Genomic DNA, 23,279 nt, shown 5'->3' with positions numbered 1-23,279 from the left:
GTCCGCCCGAATACGTTGAAGGCCACCAGCCGGATGGCTGGTGGCCTTCAACGCGCTACAGTCTCAGATTCCCTGCGGGAATTTCCGTCACACAAGGCTGGCTCCGGCGGCATGACGCGCTGCACGCGTCCTTCGTGGCCGTAACGGCCACTCACTTCGCCTATGGAGACTCCACCGGAGTCTCCACTTCACGGCTCAGTCCACCGGACTTCCTCTACGGCCGCCTCGCGCGCAATGACTTGTGAAATTCCCGGCGGGAATTTCTGTCATTGCACCTGAGCGCGGGCAATCTTGCCGGTGAAGGAGTTGGCCTCGTCGGCATCCTTGACGCCGTCGTTGTTCCAGGAGAACATGGCGCGCAGCTTCGGGCCGACCTCCTCGATGCGGACGTGCGAGTACTCCTCCTGCAGCTGCTTGAACTTCGGGGCGCCGGCGTCCTGATCCTCGATGAACTCCTTGGCGAAGGAGCCATCCTGGATGCGCTTGAGGTGGTACTCCATGCGCTCACGAACATGCTCGTCGATGCAGGTGTTGACGTAGTCGCCGTACTGGGCGGTGTCGGAGCAGGACCAACGATCCTTGTTCAGACCACCCTCGTTCATCAGGTCCACGATCATCTTGAGCTCGTGGCAGACCTCGAAGTAGGCGATCTCCGGCTGGTAGCCGGCGTCGGTGAGGACCTCGAAGCCCATCTCGACGAGCTTGTTCACGCCGCCGAGCAGCACGTTCTGCTCGCCGAACAGATCGGTTTCGGTCTCCTCCTTGAAGGTGGTCCTGATGGCGCCGGCGCGCAGGGCACCGAGGGCCTTGGCGTAGGCCAGGGTCAGATCCCAGGCGTCGCCGCGCGGATCCTGCTGGACGGCCACGACCACCGGCACGCCACGGCCGGCCGCGTACTCGCGGCGGACGATGTGGCCCGGGCCCTTCGGGGCGACCATGAAGACCGGATGATCCTCGGTCGGCTTGATGTAGCCGTAGTGGATGTTGAAGCCGTGCGCGAACGCGATGGCGGCACCCGGCTTGAGATTCGGCTCGATCTCATTGGCCCACACCTTGCGCTGGGCCTGATCCGGGGTCAGAATCATGATCACGTCGGCCTCGGCGGCGGCATCGGCCACGGACTTGACGTCCAGGCCCTGCTCCTTGGCGAACTCGACCGACTTGGAGGTCGGGCGGAGGCCGACGACGACATCGACGCCGGAGTCGCGCAGGTTCAGCGCGTGCGCGTGGCCCTGCGAGCCGTAGCCGATGATCGCGACCTTCTTGCCGTTGAACACGGAAAGATCGCCGTCGTTCTCGTACCAGATCTGTGCTGCCATAATGGCACTCCTTTATGTCACTCAGTGTTGAGTTATGAAACTTGTTTCGTTATGTGGCCGGATGGTGCCCGGCCGCGGGTTGCCCCGCCCTGTCTGGTGCTGAGGATTTTGTCCTCACAAACTGCTGACCATTATTACTCGGAACATCCAGCATGCAAAAACAGGCGTTCCATCTTTCGGGCGCGCTCACATTGCAATCCAGAATGCCAACACTCCACCATTGTCACTCATGTTGCAACTCTAAGTAGCAACATACGGAAATATCCTCTATAGTTGCAACTTAGGATTACATGTTGTAGTACCATCAAAACATGAACAGCCTCGAATCAGATGCCTTGACCCCACGTCCACAGTATATGGAACACCTTGCGGCATTCGCCGGCAAACACGTCATCAAAGTCATTACGGGGGTGCGCCGCTGCGGGAAGAGCACTTTGCTGCGTCTGTACCGAGCATGGCTCAAAGACGAATGCCACGTGCCGGATGAGCGTATGGTCGTAATCGACCTCGATCTATTGGAGAACGAAGCGCTGCGCGAGAAACACGCGCTTCACCAGTACGTGCTCGATCGGCTCGTTCCAGGGCAGACGACGTATGTGTTCATCGACGAAGTGCAGCGCTGCTCCGGTTTCGAGGATGCAGTGGAAAGTCTCTACGCCAGACCGGGTACGGACCTGTACGTCACAGGTTCCAATGCGGAGCTCATGTCTCCCGAACTCGGCACTCTTTTATCCGGACGATACGTGGAAATCCCCGTATACACATACTCATTCCACGAATATGCGCAAGCCAGGCACGCTCCCGAAGGATACGAGGCGGCGCTGTTCCCCGAATACATGCGATGGGGAGGATTCCCGGAACTGGCGACGTTGGACTCGCCGTCCGCAAAGAACGCATATCTCGAAGGCATCTATAACACCGTGTTGGTCAAAGACATCGCGGAACGCCACACCGTCAGGGATATGCCGACGCTCATCCGCATCGCCGAATACCTATACGGCAACATCGGTTCGCTGATTTCCACAGCGAAAATCAGCGGCGCACTCATCTCCGGAGGAATCAAGACATCGCGGGCAACCGTCAACAACTACATCGCTCATCTGACGGATGCGCAGTTGTTCTATACAGCGGTACGCCACGACCTGCGCGGCAAGGAACGGCTGACCATGCCGACGAAACATTACGCATCCGATGTGGGATTGCGCAATCATGTAGCGGGCGACAACGCTCTGGATTCCGGGCATGTGCTGGAGAACATCGTCTATCTGGAATTGCGCCGACGCGGCTATAACGTATATGTTGGCATGACACAGGGTGGCGAAGTGGATTTCATTGCGCGTAAGATGCAGGACATCGCCTACATCCAGGTGTCCGAAACCGTTACCGACCCACGAACGCGAGAGCGCGAGCTATCCTCGTTCCGAGGAACACCGGTGGGAACGCCCTGCTATCTGATAACCAACGATACGCTGCCGCCCACCGGTATGGGCGGCGTCCGCCACGTGAACGTTGTGGAATGGCTATTGGGACGAGATACCACGCTTGCCTAGCCGACACGCACCGCCGCATGCGTACCGACTACCGGTCGGGCCGCGGCATCGACCGGATGACCGCCACATACGAAGTCAGGCCGTCAACCCCACGGTTGGCGGCCTGACGCGCTTCACACGCAATGACCTGTGAAATTCCCTACGGGAATTTCTGTCACACAAGGCTGGCTCCGGCGATTCGGAAGTCCACAGGACTTCCTCTGTCGCCTCGCGTGCAGTGACCTGTGAAATTCCCTGCGGGAATTTCTGTCACACAAGGCTGGCTCCGGCGATTCGGAAGTCCACAGGACTTCCTCTGTCGCCTCGCGTGCAGTGACCTGTGAAAATCCCTGCGGGAATTTCTGTCACTGCACCTGCGTGCGGGCGATCTTGCCGTTGAAGGACTCGGCCTCGTCGGCATCGGCGGCCGGGCCGTTGTTCCAAGAGAACATGGCGCGCAGCTTCGGGCCGACCTCCTCGATCTTCTCGTGGCTGAACTTCTCCTGCAGCTCCTTGAACTTCGGGGCGCCGGCGGCCTGATCATCCATGAACTCCTTGGCGAAGGAGCCGTCCTGGATGCGCTTGAGCTGATAGCGCATGCGGTCCTTGGTGGACTCGTCCACCACGGTGGAGGTGAAGTCGCCGTACTGGGCGGTGTCGGAGCAGGACCAACGGGCCTTGTTCAGACCGCCCTCGTTCATCAGGTCAACCAGCATCTTCAGCTCGTGGCACACCTCGAAGTAGGCAATCTCCGGCTGATAGCCGGCCTCGGTCAGCACCTCGAAGCCCGCCTCGACCAGATGGTTCACGCCGCCCATCAGCACGTCCTGCTCGCCGAACAGATCGGTTTCGGTCTCCTCCGTGAAGGTGGTCTTGATGGCGCCGGCGCGCAGCGCGCCCAGAGCCTTCGCATACGCCAGGGTGATCCCCCAGGCATCACCGCGCGGATCCTGCTCCACGGCCACCACAACCGGCACGCCACGGCCGGCCGCATACTCGCGGCGGACGATATGGCCCGGGCCCTTCGGGGCCACCATGAACACCGGATGATCCTCCGACGGCTTGATGTAGCCGTAGTGGATGTTGAAGCCGTGCGCGAACGCCAGAGCGGCACCCGGCTTCAGGTTCGGCTCCACCTGCTCCTTATAGACCTTGGCCTGATACTGATCCGGCAGCAGGATCATCACCACATCGGCCTCGGCGACGGCATCCTCGATGGACTTGACCTCAAGGCCCTGCTCCTTGGCGAACTCCACCGACTTGGAGGACGGACGCAGGCCGACGACCACGTCCACACCCGAGTCGCGCAGGTTCAGCGCGTGTGCATGGCCCTGCGAGCCGTAGCCCAGGATCGCGACCTTCTTGCCGCTGAGCACGGACAGATCGCCGTCGTTTTCATACCAGATCGTTGCTGCCATAATTGGCGCTCCTTCTTGATCGTTGTCGCGCCGCCCTCTTTTGCTGGCGGCGTGCCGGGCGCGTTCGGCGTCCGAAACTTGTTATCGCCCGGCATCCGATCAGAGTCGTCCGACGTGATCGGGTGCCACTGTTGCGGCCCGTTCTAGTACCGCAACCGAAATATTGGATGGTGATGTTCGCATACTGACCGACTGCCGTAGGCAGACCGGATGGCTGATGCGGACACCTGGTGGGGGGATTGTCCGAATCGGGGGATTCTTGCGTTTTGATCGGAACGTTACCGCTCGCAACGTAAGAATCTGGGGATTCGGACAAACCCCGTCCGTCACTTGGTGAAATCGACGTCCTTGGTCTCGCGGCAGGTGACCACGGCGATCAGACAGCAGACCGCCATCACGCCCAGGTACAGGCCCACGGACTGCACGCCCCAATTGGCGGCCAGCCAGGTGGCAATGGTCGGCACGAAGGCCGCGCCGACGATGGCGGCCAAGTTGTAGCCGATGCCGGAGCCGGTGTAGCGCACGTTGGCGTCGAACAGTTCGGGCAGGAACGCGCCGATCGGACCGAAGGCTGTGCCCATAAGCGCGAAGCCGACGCACAGGAACACCATCACGGCCACAAAGTCGCGCTTGCCCTCACCCATCAGCAGGTAGGGGAACGCCACCGCGAACACAACGAGCGCCACCGACGAGAACGTCAGCACGCGGCGCCGGCCGATCCGGTCGGCATACACGCAGGAGAGCACGATGAACAGCGCAAACACGCACACGGCCACCATCAGCATGAGCAGGTACTCCTGGTTGGTGAACCCGAGGCCGCCGCCGCCCTGACCGACCGGCTTGGTGCCCCAGGCCAGCGACCAGGTGGCCAGCGTGTAGAACAGCGTATAGGTCACGGCCACCAGGAACGTGGCCTGCAGCACCTGCACCCAGCTCTTGCGGAACACCTCCACCACCGGGGCCTTGACCACCTCGTTGCGCTCCTGCGCCATGCGGAAGATCGGGGTCTCCTCCATGTGCACGCGCACCACCAGGCCGACGACCACCAGCACGGCCGACAGCAGGAACGGCACACGCCAGCCCCAGCTCATCATCGCCTCGGAATCGTTGAACGCCTCCAGCAGGAAGAACGTGCCGTTGGATAGGAAGAAGCCGATCGGCGCGCCCAGCTCCGGGAACGAGCCGTACAGCGCGCGCTTGTTCTCCGGCGCGTTCTCGGTGGCGACCAGCGCCGCGCCCGACCATTCGCCGCCCAGACCGATGCCCTGCACGAAGCGGCACAGGCACAGGATCACAACCGCCAGCAGACCGACCTGCTCGTAGGACGGCAGGCATCCGATGAGGAACGTGGCCACGCCCATCGTCATCAGGGAGACGACCAGCGTCTTCTTGCGGCCGAGACGGTCACCGAAGTGGCCGAAGATCAGCGAGCCGACCGGGCGGGCGATGAACGCGACCGCGAACGTGACCAGGCTGAGCAGCAGCGCGACGGTCGGGTTGGTGGTGTCCGAGAAGAACACGGTCGGGAAGTAGTTCGCCGCGGCGGTGCCGTAGGCGTAGAAGTCATAGAATTCGATGGCCGTGCCGACCATCGAGGCCGCGATGACGGTTTTGACCGAGTCGCGGACCGCCGCGGTCGCCTTGCCGCTGGCGGCGGTACCAGTCGGATTGTCGACTGTTGTCATGGGATCCCCTCTTCGCTACTGGTGCGGGACGTCCGTCCCGCGATGGTGTTGCGGTCCGCGCCGATGCGTTGCCTTGTGGGGCGCAACGAAACGGGCCCCGCGCTTGACGCAGGGCCCGGACACGTGTGATGATGCGAACCCTGCCGTCGCTAGCGGGTTCAAGCGTGCATGCCGAATCAGTCCGCCAGCGACGACGGAATCATAATTCGTGCGGACGCGACTGCGTGCATCGTCATTCCGTTCATCACGGCGAGCCTCCTTTCGGTAACGTTCCAAATTTCCGGGCCTCATCCGGCCCGAACCATGAACCAACATAGGAGCCGTCCCCATACGACGGAGGGAGGCGTCCACATTCCGGACATCATATCCGCCGGTCGCACGCAAGCCCCGGACGATGGATCCGCGGACGCCCACGTAACGTCTCGATCCGCGGGCAACAGGACACAAGGCACGCTCCCCATCCATACGAATCGGGGCGTGGCCGACAGCCGGTCACGCCCCGATTCACACCAGTACCGCCGCTCAGCGCCCCCCGGTCCTCATGGATGGACCAGATCACCGCGGCGGCCACGATCACCGCCACGATGGCGACCGGGAACAGCACCTGATACGTGCCGACGACGAACAACGCCAGCGCGCCCAGCAATGCGCCGACGATGACGCCGACCTGCGAGGCCAGGTTCAGCACGGCCAGATTCCGGCCCGCCATACGGATGTCCGGCAGCACAGCAGCCGCCTGACGCTGGCTGATGCCGTCGAAGATCACATAGGCGCATCCGGAAAGCAGCGCATACGCGATCACGCCGGCCGCCGACGGCGCCACGCACGGCACCGCCAGACCTACGACATACAGCCCGCAAGCCAGCACCGACGGGATACGGCCGTCCTCCCAATGGTCCGCCACCGGCCCCAGCACCAGCGTGGCGATCAGTCCGCCGACGAACGAGGCGACCGCCACAGCCGCCATCACCGGCACCGCGGCATCGACGTCGCCGCCGTTGACCGCATACAGCACGATGTACCACAGGAACACGCCCGTCAGCGAAACACCGGCGGTCATGACCAGACGCGCAACGAGCACACGAACGAAATTCGGCGCGCCCTTCGGCATCTGGTAGTGGGAAAAGAACTCATGCTGTTCGATGGCTCGCGAGCGCAGCTCCACGCTGGAACGCTCGCGCGGCAGCACCAACACCACAACCACAGCGGCCACAACGAAGCAGGCCGCGCACAGCCGGATCGCCACGGACGGCGTCCGGATCAGCAGCACGGCGACCACGGCGCCCAGCAACTGTCCCACGGTCAGCCCGATGCCGCGGTACGCGTCCGCCCGCGACCGGAACTTATCCGGGATGCGTTCGCCGAACGCGGCGGCGATCGGCGCGGACAGCATCACATACCCGATCTGCACCAGGCACCACAGCAGCGTCAGAATAACCGCATTCGCGGCTGCGCCCAACGGCAGCGTGAACAGCGCCGCGACGACGCCTCCGCCGAGAATCCACGGCGTGCGTCGCCCGAGCTCCGTGCGCGTATGGTCGGACAGCACGGCGACCACGGCGTTGGACAGCACCGACATCACCACGCCGAAGGCAATCAGCAGCGCGAGCGGCAAGGTGCGGCCGACGCCGGCGAATCGATCAACCAGCACCGGCAGGATCACCGTGTTCAGCGCGCCCAGCGGGGCGGCGCACAGCACGGCCCCTGCGGCGAATCCGATGTTCATGCGCGTCATCTCGGTGGCGGAGGGGCGGTAGCCGTCCGCGTCGACCATCGGGTCGCGCAGGTCCAGGAACGAGGACTCCAGATTCGGCACGGCCGTGTCGATACGTGCCGCCGCGGCCATCGGCGCCCCCTCCGCGCTCATCTGCGCGGCCTGCACCTCGGGACGGTCGCCGGACGCCTCGGGCTGACGGGGGTTCTGCCTGACCGTCAGGCGCGCGAGCGCGGCCTTGTCCTCCGGGGTCAGCGCCTTGTCGAGATCGGGACGGTCGTCGATGCCCGGACGCACGAAGATCTGCCCGGGCAGGGGCGGCGGTGTGGGCGTCGGATTGTCATGGTGGTTCTGCGGTTCGTCGTTCATCTCTCGTCTTTCCCTCACGGTATCAGCGGCACGTGTGCCGGCATCCGCCGGACATCGTGCGCGCCATGTCCGTTCCAGCGTACTCACGGCGGTCAACGAGCGAGGTCATACGCGCGTGCCGGGGCGTCCGTCGATCGGCGCGGCGGACGCCCCGGCACGGCGTAGTTGGAAAGCGACCGGACAGACGGGTCCTCGCGTTCGGCGGAACCGGCGGACGCGAGGGACGCGACGCGAGCGGTCAGTGCACGCCACGGATGCGCATGATCAGCGCGGCGGCGACGAGCACGACGACGATGCACACCGGGAACACGAGCTGGTAGTTGTCGGTCAGGGCCACGACCGTGGAGGTCAGGGCCGAGCCGATGACCGAGCTCAGCGTGTTCGCCATGTTCAGCACGCCCAGGTCCTTGCCGGCCTCCTTCGGGTTCGGCAGGATCGAGACGTTAAGCGCCTGGTCAATCGCGTTGTAGGTGCCGTAGCCGAAGCCGGCGATGGCCGCGAACAGGTACATGCCCATCGGGCTGTGCAGGATCCACGGCATGGCCGCGCCGACGGCGAACAGGCAGCTGGCGAGCGCAACCGGGATCTTGCGCATGGCCAGCCGGTCGGAGATCGGACCGGAGACCAGCGCGGCCAACAGCGAGGCCACCATCGTGATCACGGACATCACGGCGATCACGCCGGCGGCCGCCTCCGACAGTCCAGCCGCGTCCAAGCCGGAGTCGGAGAAGACGTAGTACTTGACGATGTACAGCTGGTAGCCGGTGATCATCTGGTAGCCGGCCACCATCATCATGCGGCCGAGCAGCGCGTAGTAGAAGTTGCCGGAGCCTTTGCCGTGCGGCGGCACGAAGGCGCGCAGCACGTTGCGCAGGTTGAGCGGGACGCGCTGTTCGTCCAGGTTGGAGGCCTCGCGGGGCCATATGCCGACGACGATGATGCCGACCAGGCCGAAGCCGAGGGCGCCCAGGCTGAAGCCGAGCGGGATGTCGTTGATGAGCATCGAGCCGACGAGCGCGCCGGCGGTCTGGCCGAGCACGCCGCCGCCGCCCATGAACGAGGAGACGGTGCCGCGGAACTTGTCGGGCACGCGGTCGGCCATCGTGGCCACGAACGGAGCGTTCATCCAGTTGTAGAACAGCTGGATGCCGCACCACAGCAGCAGAATCATCGGCAGCGAATCGGCCGCCGTCAGGCCGAACACGCACAGACCGCACAGCACGCCGCCGCTGGCGATCCACAGCGTGCGTTTGCCGAAGCGGGATCGGGTCAGGTCGGAGAACGTGCCGAACACGATGTTCGCCACCAGCGCGATGACCGAGCCGACGGCGTTGATCAGGCCGATGAACGAAGCGCGCTGGTCGGGAGCGATCTGGTCGACCAGCTGCGGCACGAGGATCGACGAGAGCGCGGTCCACACGATGCCGGTGATGATCAGGCTGAACGTGAAGCCGGCGCCGAGACGGACGACGTCCCTGATGCTGACGCGTTCGCCGTTGGCGGCGACCATCGGGTCGCGCATGTCCAGGAACGCCGAATCGGGGTCCGGCAGTTCGATGCGGTTGCCGCCGATCATACTTTCGGCGATTTTGGCGGACTGGGCGCCCGCATCCGTGACGTACGGGTCGGCGACGATCGCCTCGGTGTCCTTGGGGACCGCGAGGCGGGCCACGGCCGCCTTGTCGGATTCGCTCAGGACCTTGTCGTAATCCGGCCGGTCGTCGATGCCGGGACGGACGAAGTGCCGTCCGGGGATCTGCGGCGGGGTCTGCTCCCCGCCGTCGCGTTGTTCATCGTTCATATGCTTCCCTCTCTTGTCATGCACGATGATGCTGCAGTGCGTTGGATGGTCGTTGGCCGGCGGCGCGGGCCTGGCTCTCAGGCGACGACCGGCGGGTTGTTCAGCAGGTCGTCGGTGGCGTGCGCGCCCTCGTCATCGGTCCAGGCCAGCGAGGCCACCGGCGTGGCGTTGTCCGCGCCGAGACCGCGGCCGGGCTCGAAGGTGAGCGCGGCGGACGAGGTCCGCCCCTGCCAGCGGAAGGTGATCGACGTGTCGCCGTCGACCTCGTGGGAGAACTCGCCGTCGAAGGCGTCGAGCGTGTTGCGCAGCCTGCACAGCGCGTTCAGGGCCTTGACCACCGGACGTTCGAGGTTCTCGTCGATCTCGGCGACCGTGTAGTAGTGGCGGTTGATGTCGCGGCCGACGTGGGTGCGGTTGAGCAGATCCATGTCGTTGCCGCCGGCCAACGCGCCGACGTAGTAGACCTGAGGCACGCCCGGCAGGAAGAACTGCACGGCGCGGGCTGCCAGATAGTGCTGGTCGTTGCAGCCGAGCGCGGAGTAATACGTGCTGTTGACCTGGTACAGGTCCAGGTTCGAGGCGGCGGCGCCGGTGGCGGCCGCGGATTCGCCGTGCGTGTTGGCGTGGATCGTGTTGACCAGTGCGTCCACGTCCTCGTCCGGGATCAGGCCCTTGAGGCTGCGGTCCAGCTGGTCGGAGCCGATGTCGATGACGCCGATGCCGTCATGGGTGTCGAGCACGGTGACGGCGTTGTTCGGGCGGACGGCCGCCCAGTGGGCGACGGGCTCGACGTGGCCGGTGAACAGGCTGTGCAGGAGCAGCGGCGGCAGCGCGAAGTCGTACACGCGGTCGACCTTGGAGGCGATCTCGATCTGCTTCCTGTAATACGAATGCACCTCGATGAGGATCTCCAGGCCGCGCTTGGCGCCCTCCTCGCGCAGCCGACCGATGAGTTCGAAGGTCTTCGGAGTCATGAAGCACGAGGAGTCGGCTTCCTTGGCGCCGTAGCCCACCGCGTCGAGGCGGATGTAGCTGACGTGCGAGGCGGCCATCCGGTCGAAGATCGACATCAGGTACGCCCAGCCCTGCTCGGAGTCGGTGTCGATGTCGACCTGCTGCGGGGTGAACGTGGTCCACACCAGACGGGTCTTCGCGCCGCAGGTGTAGTGGGTGAACGGCAGGCCCGGACGCGGGCGGTAGATGCCGGCCAGCTCCTCCTCGGTGGCGCCGTCCGGATAGACGGTGCTCATCATGAGGAACATCGGGAAGTACTCCGACTCCTCGCCCTTGGCGAGTACGTCCTGGAACTGGCTGGATTCCCAGCTCATATGGTTCACGATCGCGTCGACCATGATGCCGTGGGTCCGGGCCAGCTCGGCCACGTCATCCCAGCCACCCAGACGGGGATCCACCGCGGTGTGGTCGATCGGGTCGAAGCCCGCGTCGGCGCCGTCGAACGGCGTAAAGAACGGCAGGATGTGCACGCCTTCGTACACCCCGTCGAACCGCGTGCGCAGGATGTCGGTCATCGAGGCCAGCGTGCCCGCCCCCAGCCGATCGGCATACGTGATGAGTTGGACTTTGTTTTTCATGGACAACTCCTTGAACGGTGATGATGCCGGTCGGACGCCCCTTGCATCGAACCGGTTCGACCCAGTGTAACGGCAGGTCAGGCGCACGGCAACAGGCACCGCGATGGCGTGTCGAACCGGTTCGATGCCATGGACGGGGCATCCCTCGCCCCCTACCCTCGGACCTGTCAGCGCGTGGTCTCGCCAACAGGCACAGCAGGCCCAGCGCCGGAACCAGCCTCGGGCCCGTCAGCGCGTGGTCTCGCCCGGCATCAGCACGACCGGCACCAGATCATCGATCATCCGCAGCACGCTGGCCACCACGTCCGTCCCGGCGTCAGCCCCATCGGTGCCTGTCCCGCCCGCCGCATCGTCCATGGCGCCGTCGTCGACGGGCTCCGCGGTCACGCAGCCCCCGGCGATCGCCTCGTCCATCCGCCCGGCGATCGCGTCGGCGATCGCGTCGAAGTCCTGACGGACCGCGGTCACGCGCAGACCGGCGGCCTGCGCCAGATACGTCCCGTCATACGCGACGATCTGAAGGTCCTCCGGAATGCGCAGCCCGAGCCGCAGCGCCTCCTGCACGCAGAACGCCGCGCCGACATCCGAACTGACGATCGCATCGACCGTCCCCTCGGCCGCGCGCGCACACACCACCCGCGCGGCCTGCGCGTAGGCCTGCATGTCATGCACCTCCCCGGCCTCCAGGTATTCGTGCACCGCCCCGGCGGCGCGCAGCTCACGCTCCAGGGTCAAGTGATAGCGCACGGTCGGGAAGGTGCTGGCGGGTCCATCGTCCCCTATCGCGGCGTGATCGGCCACCCACCGCTGCAGATCATGGAACTGCGCCCGCGGACCGCCCAGGGTCACCACATGCCGCGCCCCCGTTCGCACGAGCAGATCGGCCACCAACCTGCCCCCCTGCTCGTGATCGGAGCCGACCGAGGAGATGCCCTCGCCCAGATACCGGTCGAACGCAACGACCGGACGGCCGATCGACGTCCAATAGTCCGGGGCGTGCGAGGTGTGCGCACCCATCACGATGCCATCCATCATGCGACGGCGCAGCATGTCGACGTATTCCACCTCACCGCCTTCGGCGTCCGCCGTCGAGCACAGCATCGTGCGCAGGCCGCGGGCCGCGAACGCGCGTTGCAGCGACGCCGTCAGCGTGGAGAAGAACGGGTGGCGGATCGTCGGCACGATGACGCCGATCAGCGATGTCCTCCCGCTGTACAGGTTGCGGGCCAGCTCATTGGGGATGTAATCCAGCTCACGCATCGCCGCCTCCACGCGCCCGCGCATCTCGGCGGACACGTACCCGGTCCCGTTCACGACCAGCGAGACGGTGCTCAGCGACACACCGGCCTTCCTCGCCACATCGCGCATTCCGACCATGACGCACTGCTCCTTATTCGCTCATCCGGCGCCGCACACCATCCGTCACCGCTGAACCGAATGGCGCACGACACGGCTCGTCCACATATGCGTACGAGTTTAACCGCGCGGACATACCTCGACAACCATCGGCCCCGGCACGGCGGAGGATCCCGGCGAAAACCGGGGCACGCCCTTTGACGCGGCGCCGGACCCATGGCACGGCAACGTCCCGACCGCCGGTTCACCGGCCAAGCGAACCGACCATCCAGCCCAACGCCACGCACACGATCGGCACCACCACCGTGGCCAGCAGATACCAGCCGGCCATCGCGAACCGTCCGTTCCTCGCCAACGACACCATCTCGTTGATCGCGGTCGAGAACGTGGAGAACCCGCCCAGGAACCCGGTGACGAACAGCAGATACGTGGACTGCTCCACCGCCATGGACGCATACGCCGCGGCGGCCACGCCGGCGCAGAACGTGGCGATCACGTTGATCACGAACGTGGACAGCGGGAACGCGCGGCTCCACCACCGCTGGATCGAGGTGTTCAGCACAAAGCGGGCCACCGCGCCCAGACCGCCGCACAGGCACACCAACAACGCCGTCATCCGCGCACCTCCCCCGTGAATGGGTCGGAGACCATCGGGATCTCCGCGGTATCGGGCTTCGGCTCGATCACCGACGACGACACGGACGGAATCGACTCGTCTTCATCCGCCGCATCGGCGGCCTTGCCGGCTGCCGCGCCGGCGGCGTCGGGAACCGGCACCACCACGGGCGCATCCACCACAATCGGCGCGTTCTCCACGGCCGTCACCATGGCCGCCGGCATCGCATGCCTGCCGCCGGGCTGCGGCGAGAACGCCGCGGCCACCAGCTTGGCCTGACGCTTGGCGCAGGCCGCCAACCCCAGACGCGTGCCGTACCACGCCACCGCCAAGCCGCCGGCGAACGACACCAGCATATAGATCGCGAATCCGACGACATACCCCTGCCGCAACGAGGCCAGCTCCTCGATCACCATGGCGGACAGCGTGGAAAACCCGCCACACATGCCCATGCCGACCCCTCGGCTGGTCAGCTGGCGGATCCTCCTGCGAATCCACGACGCCTGTGATACATACGTGGTCAGCGCGGCGTAGATGAAGCACGCCGCCATATTCGCCACGAACGTGGCCACATGGAACGACGAGGCGATCGCGCCGCTCTCCGCCTGCGGCACCACCACCGACAGCCCGTAGCGCATGGCCGTGCCGACACAGCCGCCGACGAACACCACCAGATAGATCATCGCATCGGCCAGCGGGTTGAACCGTGGCTGGAACGCCTTGATCGGGGCCAGCGGGATCTGAGGGGGTACCGAATCCGCGGCCGGGGTGGAGGCATCGGGAACGCCCGCGCTCCCCCCACGAATGGACGCGGACGCATCGGAACCGGATGAAGATACAGAAGACGGGGCATCGTGTACAACCGTCATCCGACCGTTCCGCACGGCGTCCCGTTGTCCGTAACCGGCCATCGCCACCTCCCGCCTTCCCGCGCCGACGACATCACGGCCGGGATACGCATCATCGCACAACCCAATCGGGCGACCGTCATCGGCGATTGCCGACCGGGCTGATCGGGTCTGAGACAAAACGTTACATCAATCCAACAGCGAATGCACCGAGATGATATGGTCGCGCTGCGGGCCGGTGCCGATCACCGAGATCCGGCAGCCGGACAGCTCCTCCAGACGCTTGACGTAATCCTGCGTGGCCTGGGGCAGATCCTCGAAGGCGTGCACCTGGGAGATGTCCTCGGTCCAGCCGGGCATCGTCTCGTAGATCGGCTTGGCAGCGGCGAACGCGGCCTGGTCGCACGGCATGTCGTCGTAGCGGGTGTGCGTGCCGTCGGGGTTCTCCACGTCGTAGGCCACGCAGATCGGGATCTCCTTGAGGCCGGTCAGCACGTCCAGCTTGGTCAGCACGATGTCGGTCAGGCCGTTGACCTGCACCGCGTAGCGGTTCACCACCGCGTCGAACCAGCCGCAACGGCGGGGGCGGCCCGTGGTCACGCCGAATTCATGGCCCTGCTGCTGCAGCCACTTGCCCTGCTCGTCGATCAGCTCGGTGGGGAACGGGCCCTCGCCCACGCGGGTCACATAGGCCTTGGAGACGCCGATCACACGACTGATCTTGGTCGGGCCGACGCCGGTGCCGGTGCAGGCGCCGCCAGCGGTCGGATTGGAGCTGGTCACGAACGGGTAGGTGCCGTGGTCCACGTCCAGCATGGTGGCCTGACCACCCTCGAACAGCACCGTCTTGCCGGCGTCCAGCGCCCGGTTCAGCACCAGGCTCGTATTGGCCACGTACGGCTTCAGGCGTTCGCCGAGCTTAAGCAACTCGTCGGTGGTGCGGTCCACGTCGATGGCGCGGCGGTTGTACAGCTTGACCAGCATCTGGTTCTTCTGGTGCAGGCTGGCCTCCACCTTGTCATGCAGGTGCTCGGCGTTGAACAGGTCGTGCACGCGGATGCCGACGCGGTTGATCTTGTCCGCGTAGGCCGGGCCGATGCCGCGGCCTGTGGTGCCGATCTTGCGCTTGCCCAGGAAACGTTCGGTCACCTTGTCGATCACGCGATGGTACGGGGCGATGATCTGGGCCGACTCGCTCACCAGCAGGCGGGAGCAGTCCAGGCCGCGGGATTCCAGGCCGTCGATCTCCTCGAAGAGTACCTCCGGGTCCACCACCACGCCGTTGCCGATCACCGGCGTGACGTTCGGGTTGATGATGCCGCTGGGCAGCAGGTGCAGCGCGTACGATTCGTCGCCGACCACCACCGTGTGGCCCGCGTTGTTGCCGCCATTGAAGCGGGCGACATAATCGACCTTGGTGCCGATCAGATCGGTCACCTTGCCCTTGCCTTCGTCGCCCCACTGAGCGCCGATCAACACGATTCCAGGCATTCCGCACCTCCTTATGCACCCGCGATCCCGTCCGGTGCCGCGCCCTCATGCACGCTTGCATGCGTGGTGCGCCTCCCGAACATCGGCGCGCTCGGCATGTCCGGCACACCCTGACATGTCTGGCACGCGTTGGCGGATACAGCCACATTTTCGCCACAAGTAGCGTACCCTGAGCCCTATACCGGGCGGGGGCTACTTCAGCGCGCGGCCGGCGGAGCCGAGCTGCACGCAGGCCTCCACCACACGCGCGGCCATGGCGTCCTCGGCTTCGCGGCCCCAGGAGCGCGGGTCATACAGCTTCTTGTTGCCTACCTCGCCGTCGACCTTGAGCACCGCATCGTAGTTGCGGAACATGTGACCGGCGATCGCCCGCGAGAACGCGTACTGGGTATCCGTGTCGATGTTCATCTTGACCACGCCGTAGGAGACGGCCGCGGCGATCTCCTCGGGCGAGGAGCCGGAACCGCCGTGGAATACGAGCGCGAACGGCTTGCCCTCCGGCAGGTCGGGAATCGCGCAGGAGGACACACTTGAGGCCCCCAGGCTGCCGAGACGCCCATCATGCGTGGCGTTCCACACCTCGGTCTGGATATCGCGCAGCAGTTCGGGGCGCAGCTTGACCACGCCCGGCTTGTAAGCGCCGTGCACGTTGCCGAACGTGAACGCGGCCATGTACCGGCCATGCTCGCCCAAGCCAAGCCGTTCGGCCACGCGCAGGCCGTCGGCGGGCGTGGAGTACAGCTTCTCGTTGATCTCCGCGGAGTGGCCGTCCTCCTCGCCGCCGACCGCGCCGATCTCGATCTCCAGCACTGTCTGCGCGCGCACCGACTTCTCCAGCAGTTCGGCGGCGATGGTGAGGTTCTCCTCCAGCGGTACGGTGGAGCCGTCCCACATATGCGACTGGAAGGTGGGCTCCTGGCCGTGGCGGACCTGGTCGATCTCATGGTCGAGCAACGGCCGCACCCATTCGTCCAGGTACTGCTTGGCGCAGTGGTCGGTGTGCAGGGCGATGGTGATGTTCGGGTACTGCGCGGCCACCTCGTGTGCGAACGCCGCGAACGCCAGCGATCCGACGACGCGGTCGTGCACGGTTTTGCCGGAGAAATAGGCCGAGCCGCCGACCGACACCTGGATGATGCCGTCGGATTCCGCTTCGGCGAATCCCTGCAGTGCCGCGTTGAGCGTCTGCGAGCTGGTCACGTTGATCGCCAGATACGCGTACCCCCCATGGCGCGCGGCGTCCAGCATTTCGGCATATCGTTCGGGAGTTGCAATGGTCATACTGCCATTATCCCGCGCCGCAACGGGCACCGGGCCGCGCTACGGCGAAATTCACTGTGTGTTCGCTCACACTACCGGCACCCATCGCATGCCAGAACCCTGTCACACGCATGCATCCGCCCCATACCGTCGGCATTGCCTGGTACGAGGCGGGTGCAGTCCGCCACTCGCCTACTGTCGAACAACGACGATATCGCCAGCGTGCACCTGCTCCCGGGACACCCCGCGCAGCATCAGCCCCACCATATCGCCCTGCCGCGCCACGTCGACGCGCTTGCGGAACGCTTCGATGCCCACGATCGTGGTATCGCCCACCACGGACGCACCGTCCGCGCCCACGACGACCGCGGCATCACCGCTCCGGCACGCACCGACCGCCACCTGTCCGACGACGACCACGCCTCTGCCGGCGATGGTGAACACGTCCGCGATCGGCAACCGGAACTCCCCAGTCGCGCTCCCCGCCGCACCGGTCGCACCGACCGCGCCGACCGCCCCAGCCGCCTGCGCCGTCCCCGACTGGGCGGCAGTATCGGCGGAACGGGCGTCAACCGCCCCGTCCATGCTGACCTGCCCCGTGTCCTTGGGTTTCCTGAATCGGTCGAACAGTCCCATATCATCCTCCTTGGCGGCCTTGCCTGGCGTCTGTGCGCGATCGCGCACAACCAGACTATCAGCCGACGGCCTGCCCCAAACACCGTCGTCCACCCCCATACCGGTCCGCGAACAAAGTCCACCCGCTCGTATCATGGTGTGAACACCCACTGGAGCGAGGGGATTATGGAGCGAATCGAGGAACTGTCGTTCGACGGCATTGCGCGCGGGGTACCGCATCACGGCAATGACGTTCCACGCCGTCCGCGCCGCCGGTGGCCAATCGTTCTGGCGATGGCCCTGACGACATTGCTGTTGGCGTGCGGCGGCGCGTGGGCATATTGGATGTGGGATCACCACTGGCGGCTGGTTCCGGTCCGAGTGAACGACGCGACGTTCAAGGTCCGCGTCGATACGACGCTGGGCGCGTTGCTGGCCGACAACAACGACTTCGGCCATAAGCCGGGACGGCTGCTGGCGATCACCGGTGACGTGGTCGACGAACGCGGCGGCGAGCCGATGACGGTGACGTTGAACGGTTCGCCTGTTGCGGCCGAATCGTTCGACGGGACGCCGTTGCCCGAGCCGGCTACGGTGACGGTGACGTCCGGCGGGGATGTGACCGAGGGGTACGATGTCCGGCATGATCCGGTGCCGCACGGCGCGGACGTCGGTTCCGGCGGTTCGATCCAGCGGCTCGTCCGGACCGGCAAGGACGGCGTGCGCGAGGTGTGGGTGGGCCGCTCCTCGAAGAAGGAGGTGGACAAGGGCGTGATCGAGCAGCCGGTCGATCTGGTGGTGGAGGCGATCAATCCGCGACCGGCCGGCCGCAAGGTGATCGCGCTGACGTTCGACGACGGGCCGAGCCAGTATACGGGGCGGATTCTCGACGTGCTGAAGGATAAGGGTGTCAAGGCCACGTTCTTCAACCTCGGGCAGAACGCGGCGAACAACGCGGCCGCCGCACGGCGCGTGGTGAGTGAGGGCCACCAGCTCGCCTCGCACAGCAACAGCCATCCGAACATGCCGGATCTGGACCGGGATGCGATGCGCGCCGACATCGGTGCTGGGTTCGATGCTCTACGCGCCGCCGCCGATGTGGACACCAAGGTGTTCCGGGCCCCGTACGGTGCGTTCGGCGAACAGCAGTGGCGGGACGCGGCCGATCTGATCGATATGAACGTGCTGTGGGATATCGACACGCTCGACTGGAAGCGCCCCGGCGCCGAGGCGATTGTCAAGACGGTGCTCGACAACGCGCATAACGGCGCGATTGTGCTCATGCATGACGGCGGCGGCGACCGCTCGCAGGATATCGAGGCGCTGCCGGATATCATCGACAAACTGCGCGAACAGGGCTACGAGTTCGTGACCGTCGAGCAGTTGGCGGCGATGGCGTAAACGCCTGTGCGGGACCGATCGGCAATCACTCGCCAGTTGCGCCATCGTTTTCCAGCAGCCAGTCAACCGCGTTGACGATGCGGATGCCCTCCTCGGTCACGCCATCGCTAAACCGGTCCAGCGTGAGTACCGTTCTCGGGTACGCATCAGTCAACCCCTGCAAGGGACGCAGCTCCCGCTCTCGTGTCGATTCTTCCAGCATGCTCAGCGTGACCTGGATGTATTCGCGTGAGGTCCCGGATACCGCCACAAAATCGATTTCGCCTGTGCCGCTCCGGCCGATTGTGACTCGATACCCGCGTCTCAACAACTCCATGAAGATGATGCCCTCAAGCTGCGCTCCACGATCCGAAAACGTGAAATTGTTCGTCAGATTCCGCAACCCGTTATCCACCGCGTAGAACTTCCGTTGCGGATGCAGCAGCTCCTTGCCGCGGATCCCTTCCTGTTCAGCAGCGTAGATGACGCACGCCTGTTCCAACGCACGGATCTGATTGTCAATCGTGACATATGATGTTTTGACTCCTGCGGAACGCAACGTGTTCACCACACTATTAGTGGAAAACAGATTGCCCGAGGTTGCCATCAGATACCGACTGAGTTTATCCAGTGATGACAGATCACGAATACCGTACCGCTGCGCCACATCCCTGACGATGACCGATTCGAAAATCGCCGCAAGGATATCCGTCTTGGTTCGTTCATCGGTATCGCCCAACGTCATCAATCCAGGCATACCCCCATACCGCATATACTCAGCGAACAGAGTGTCCGGGGAAATGTCCCGATGGCTGTCCATTCCCGCAAACTCACGGAACGACAACGGATATACAGGGATCTCCACGAATCTTCCGGCAAGATGAGTGGATAGTTCTCCGGACAACAGCTGTGCGTTGGACCCGGTGATGTACACGTCGGTATTGGCACGGGATTGCAGCCGCCTTACGACCAATTCCCATCCGGATACATCCTGGACTTCGTCCAAAAACACATAGAAAGGGAGCGTGGAATCGCTGACATCCATCGCTGCCTGAAGCTCGCTGTGCAGATCTTCTGCCGAATATCCAATGGGGACATCGAACCCATCGAGACGCTTGACAAACACATTGCGTAATTCAACGCCGCCGGACACCAGCTCTTGCCTGAACATGTCCAACAACGTAGATTTGCCACAACGCCTCACACCAACCAGCACTTTGACCTGATCCGTATTGCGGTAAGCACGCAACCGCGCTAACAGCGCAGGACGATCAATCAACATCATCGGCTCCTCGGTATTGCACGATACTAACAATGCGCGGCGTTAACGGGCATTAGTTTTAGTATACTAAAGACAACAGTGCCTGAACGCAGTATTTTTCAGTATACTAAAAACACGTCTGGTGACTCTGATACAATCAGCGTTATACCCTCGCTACAAATCCTTGATTTTTCAACGTTTTGCCGAGTTGCATCAGAGTCGCGATAGATCAGAATCCGAGAATTTGACGCCGGATTGATATTCCAACGTTTTACAGTGGAGCGGGCGACGGGAGTCGAACCCGCCTCTAAAGCTTGGGAAGCTTTCATTCTACCGATGAACTACGCCCGCAAGTCGGCCCGCTTGTGGCAGGCACAAAACCATAGCGTACCACGAATCCTCGAACAGGTGAAACGCGACATTCAGTAACGGATCTGGGCGCCGCCTGCGCCGGAACCCGCGTCGATGCCGGCGTCCCGCATCTCCTGCGCCATCTGCATCAGACGGGCGATGCGCTCGTCGGTCGGCGGATGGGTGGAGAACAGCTTGCTGAACCCGACCGCGGAGAACGGGTTGGCGATCATCATCGACGAGACGGCCTGCGTGGCCGCGGTCTTCGGCATGCGATTGGCCTGCGCGCCGTAGGAGATCTTGTTCAGCGCCGAGGCGAGGGCCTCCGGGTCGCCGGTCAGCGCGCTGCCGTCCTCGTCGGCGTCGAACTCGCGGGTGCGGGAGATCGCCATCTGGATCAGCGAGGCGGCGATGGGCGCCAGGATGGCGCTCAGCAGCACGCCGATCAGGCCGAACGCGCCGGAGCCGCCGTTGTCCCGGTCGTCGTCGTACCGTTGCGCGCCGCCGAAGTACATCAGCGAATACCCGAGGTAGGTGATGACGGTGGCCATGGCGGAGGCGATGGCGGAGGTCAGGATGTCGCGGTTGTAAACGTGCATGAGCTCGTGGCCGAGCACGCCGCGAATCTCCCGTTCATTGAGGATCTGCAGGATGCCCTGCGTGCAGCAGACCGCCGCATGCCGTTCGTTGCGGCCGGTGGCGAAGGCGTTGGGGCTCATGGTGGGGGCGATGTAGATGCGGGGCATCGGCTTGCCCGCTTTGGCGGACAGTTCGCGCACGATCTTGTACAGCATCGGGGCCTCCTGTTCGGAGACCTCACGCGCATGCATCGAGGCGATGGCGAGTTTGTCGGAGAACCAGTAGGACCCGAACGTGGTCGCCAACCCGATGACGATATAAATGCCCAACGTGCCGCGACTGCCGCCGGTCAACCACCAGATCAGCATGATCACGGCCCACATCAGCGCGAACAACATCGTTGTTTTCAGGCCATTGTAATGGCCGCGCACCCGCAGATTGCCTTCCATACGGCTCAGCCTAAATTTATTGGCTGGATATTTGCTGGACGTACGCTCCGAACAAAAAAACGCTCACCGTCGCTTGACCGCAGCCAAGCAACGGTGAGCGTCCATACGTTCACGCACAGTCCGTACGTCATCCCGTTCGGCGAATCACCCGCCGAACGGCCGAACGGCCCAACGGCCCAGACTCAGGCGTGGGCCAGTTCGCGCATCTGGTCGGGGTCGATGACCTTCTTGTGTTCGCGGCCTTCCTTCGCGCCCTCGGCACGCTCGAACGCATCGATCTTCTTCCAACCGGCGAAGTCGATCGGCTTGACGCCGCGCTCGGCCAGCAGGCGGTCAATCGACTCCGGATCACGGTCCGGCGCCACACACCCGCCCTCGGCGGCCTTAGAGAGGTCCTCCAGCATGTTGGTCACGATCATCAGCGCATCGGACTTGGTCGAGCCGATCAGGCCGACCGGGCCGCGCTTGGCCCAGCCGGTGGCGTACAGGCGCTCACGCACCTCGCCGCCCTCGGCCTCGGTGGTGATGCGGCCGTCGCCGTTCGCGTTCGCCAGGTGGGCGCGACGCTGGTCGTAGGCGATGCCCGGGGCCGATGCCGGCTGGTAACCGATCGCATGGTACACGGCCTGCACCGGGTAGTCCTCGAACTCGCCGGTGCGGCGCATCCTGCCGTCGGCGCCGGTTTCGGTGCGCTCCACGCGGATCGCCGCAACCTTGCCGCCCTCGCCCAGCACCTCGGTCGGTGCGGAGTTGAAATGGATGTAGTACTTGCGGTCGGCCGGGTTGCCCTCGAAGTCGACGTCGCCGTCGTCCTCCATGTCCTCGGCCATCTCGCGGATGGCGAACAGCTCCTCCACCATCTGGCGGGTGAGCTTGTCCTTGCCGGCCTCCTCGATCGTATCGTCGTCGAGTTCGAAGTCGTCCTCGTTGATGATCAGCTGCACGCCGGGCAGCTTCTCCATCTCGCGCAGCTCCTGCACCGAGAACTTGGCCTGGGCCACGCCACGGCGGATGAACAGGTGCAGCACGCGCGCCTTGTTGGCCTTGATGCCCTCATACACGTTGTCGGGAATGTCGGTGCGGGCCTTGAGATCGTCGGCGTTGCGCATGAGTTCGCGCGCCACGTCCATGGCCACGTTGCCGCCGCCGATCACGGCGACCTCCTCGGCCTCCAGCGGCCAGATGCGGGCACCGGTCGGATAGCCGTCGTACCATTCCACGAACTTGGCGGCGCCGTACACGCCATCCAGGTCGGCGCCGGGCAGGCCCAGCGGCTTGTCCTCCACGGCGCCGGTGGCGAACAGCACGGCGTCGTAGCGGGCGAGCAGCTCGTCCAGCGCCACGTCCTTGCCGAACTCCACATCGCAGTACAGGTGGATGTTCGGGTTGTCGAGCGTCTTCTCCAACGCGTCGGCGATGAACTTGATGGACGGATGGTCGGGGGCCACGCCGTAGCGGACCAGGCCGAACGGCACGGGCAGCTTCTCGAACAGATCGATGCGGGCGTTCTCGCCCAATCCCAGCTCGGCGCCGGTCTTCTTGAGCTGGCGCAGGAAGATATCGGAGGAGTAGACGCCAGCCGGGCCGGCGCCGATCACGGCAATACGAAGTTCATTGTTCTCAGTCACGCGACCAGCCTAGCGCAA

Annotated in this window: 17 protein-coding genes and 1 tRNA gene; 2 read left to right on the top strand and 16 right to left on the bottom strand. The window is 64.5% G+C overall.

Going from position 1 to position 23,279, the window contains the following annotated elements:
- Window positions 1–266 precede the first annotated feature (266 nt).
- Window positions 267–1,319, bottom strand: coding sequence for a ketol-acid reductoisomerase (ilvC, locus tag BIGA_RS08240; protein WP_033506854.1), 1,053 nt, complete (start codon window positions 1,317–1,319; stop codon window positions 267–269).
- Between the two features lie 311 nt (window positions 1,320–1,630).
- On the opposite strand from ilvC (BIGA_RS08240), the gene BIGA_RS08235 reads away from it, so the two are divergent.
- A complete protein-coding gene (locus tag BIGA_RS08235) occupies window positions 1,631–2,869 on the top strand; it encodes an ATP-binding protein (RefSeq protein ID WP_081929610.1) in 1,239 nt (412 codons plus the stop codon).
- A 344-nt stretch (window positions 2,870–3,213) separates the two neighbouring features.
- On the opposite strand, the gene ilvC (BIGA_RS08230) is transcribed toward BIGA_RS08235, so the two are convergent.
- The 11 genes from ilvC (BIGA_RS08230) to BIGA_RS09630 form a co-directional block, all read right to left on the bottom strand.
- The gene (gene ilvC / locus BIGA_RS08230; protein WP_033506856.1) at window positions 3,214–4,266 is read right to left on the bottom strand and encodes a ketol-acid reductoisomerase; all 1,053 of its coding nucleotides are present in this window, start codon (window positions 4,264–4,266) and stop codon (window positions 3,214–3,216) included.
- A gap of 326 nt (window positions 4,267–4,592) precedes the next feature.
- Window positions 4,593–5,951 carry an MFS transporter gene (locus BIGA_RS08225; RefSeq protein WP_033506858.1) on the bottom strand — a complete coding sequence of 453 codons (1,359 nt, stop codon included), beginning with the start codon at window positions 5,949–5,951 and terminating at the stop codon, window positions 4,593–4,595.
- 361 nt (window positions 5,952–6,312) lie between these two features.
- A complete protein-coding gene (locus BIGA_RS08220; protein ID WP_051917197.1) occupies window positions 6,313–8,034 on the bottom strand; it encodes an MFS transporter in 1,722 nt (573 codons plus the stop codon).
- 238 nt (window positions 8,035–8,272) lie between these two features.
- Window positions 8,273–9,835 carry an MFS transporter gene (locus tag BIGA_RS08215; protein WP_033506862.1) on the bottom strand — a complete coding sequence of 521 codons (1,563 nt, stop codon included), beginning with the start codon at window positions 9,833–9,835 and terminating at the stop codon, window positions 8,273–8,275.
- A 77-nt stretch (window positions 9,836–9,912) separates the two neighbouring features.
- Window positions 9,913–11,427 carry a sucrose phosphorylase gene (gtfA, locus tag BIGA_RS08210; RefSeq protein WP_033506864.1) on the bottom strand — a complete coding sequence of 505 codons (1,515 nt, stop codon included), beginning with the start codon at window positions 11,425–11,427 and terminating at the stop codon, window positions 9,913–9,915.
- 228 nt (window positions 11,428–11,655) lie between these two features.
- Window positions 11,656–12,804 (bottom strand): LacI family DNA-binding transcriptional regulator, encoded by a 1,149-nt coding sequence (locus BIGA_RS08205; protein WP_081929607.1) that lies wholly within the window; start codon window positions 12,802–12,804, stop codon window positions 11,656–11,658.
- 223 nt (window positions 12,805–13,027) lie between these two features.
- Window positions 13,028–13,399 (bottom strand): fluoride efflux transporter FluC, encoded by a 372-nt coding sequence (locus tag BIGA_RS08200; RefSeq protein ID WP_033506866.1) that lies wholly within the window; start codon window positions 13,397–13,399, stop codon window positions 13,028–13,030.
- Window positions 13,396–14,268 carry a fluoride efflux transporter FluC gene (locus BIGA_RS08195; protein WP_161786259.1) on the bottom strand — a complete coding sequence of 291 codons (873 nt, stop codon included), beginning with the start codon at window positions 14,266–14,268 and terminating at the stop codon, window positions 13,396–13,398. Before BIGA_RS08195 ends, BIGA_RS08200 begins: the two co-directional genes overlap by 4 nt.
- A 168-nt stretch (window positions 14,269–14,436) precedes the next feature.
- Window positions 14,437–15,738, bottom strand: coding sequence for an adenylosuccinate synthase (locus tag BIGA_RS08190; protein ID WP_033506868.1), 1,302 nt, complete (start codon window positions 15,736–15,738; stop codon window positions 14,437–14,439).
- Window positions 15,739–15,930: 192 nt separating this feature from the next.
- Window positions 15,931–17,019, bottom strand: a complete 1,089-nt coding sequence (gene fbaA / locus BIGA_RS08185) for a class II fructose-bisphosphate aldolase (protein ID WP_033506870.1) — start codon at window positions 17,017–17,019, stop codon at window positions 15,931–15,933.
- A 171-nt stretch (window positions 17,020–17,190) separates the two neighbouring features.
- Entirely contained in the window at window positions 17,191–17,682 is a 492-nt protein-coding gene (locus BIGA_RS09630; RefSeq protein WP_161786260.1) for a hypothetical protein, read from the bottom strand.
- Between the two features lie 117 nt (window positions 17,683–17,799).
- On the opposite strand from BIGA_RS09630, the gene BIGA_RS09625 reads away from it, so the two are divergent.
- Window positions 17,800–19,014 carry a polysaccharide deacetylase family protein gene (locus tag BIGA_RS09625; RefSeq protein ID WP_033506874.1) on the top strand — a complete coding sequence of 405 codons (1,215 nt, stop codon included), beginning with the start codon at window positions 17,800–17,802 and terminating at the stop codon, window positions 19,012–19,014.
- Between the two features lie 25 nt (window positions 19,015–19,039).
- On the opposite strand, the gene BIGA_RS08170 is transcribed toward BIGA_RS09625, so the two are convergent.
- From BIGA_RS08170 to BIGA_RS08155, 4 genes are all read right to left on the bottom strand, one after another.
- Window positions 19,040–20,278: an ATP-binding protein gene (locus BIGA_RS08170; protein WP_051917195.1), complete on the bottom strand. Its 1,239-nt coding sequence runs from the start codon at window positions 20,276–20,278 to the stop codon at window positions 19,040–19,042.
- A gap of 253 nt (window positions 20,279–20,531) precedes the next feature.
- Window positions 20,532–20,605, bottom strand: a tRNA-Gly gene (locus BIGA_RS08165).
- A gap of 71 nt (window positions 20,606–20,676) precedes the next feature.
- Complete coding sequence (gene htpX / locus BIGA_RS08160; RefSeq protein WP_033506876.1) at window positions 20,677–21,633, bottom strand: zinc metalloprotease HtpX; 957 nt, start codon at window positions 21,631–21,633, stop codon at window positions 20,677–20,679.
- 182 nt (window positions 21,634–21,815) lie between these two features.
- Window positions 21,816–23,261: an FAD-dependent oxidoreductase gene (locus BIGA_RS08155; protein ID WP_033506878.1), complete on the bottom strand. Its 1,446-nt coding sequence runs from the start codon at window positions 23,259–23,261 to the stop codon at window positions 21,816–21,818.
- Between the last annotated feature and the right edge of the window lie 18 nt (window positions 23,262–23,279).

Source organism: Bifidobacterium pullorum subsp. gallinarum (assembly GCF_000741215.1).
Classification (GTDB): Bacteria; Actinomycetota; Actinomycetes; order Actinomycetales; family Bifidobacteriaceae; genus Bifidobacterium; species Bifidobacterium pullorum_B.
The sequence above is the reverse complement of the archived record's forward strand: the minus strand, read 5'-3'. Positions and strand labels throughout refer to the sequence as shown.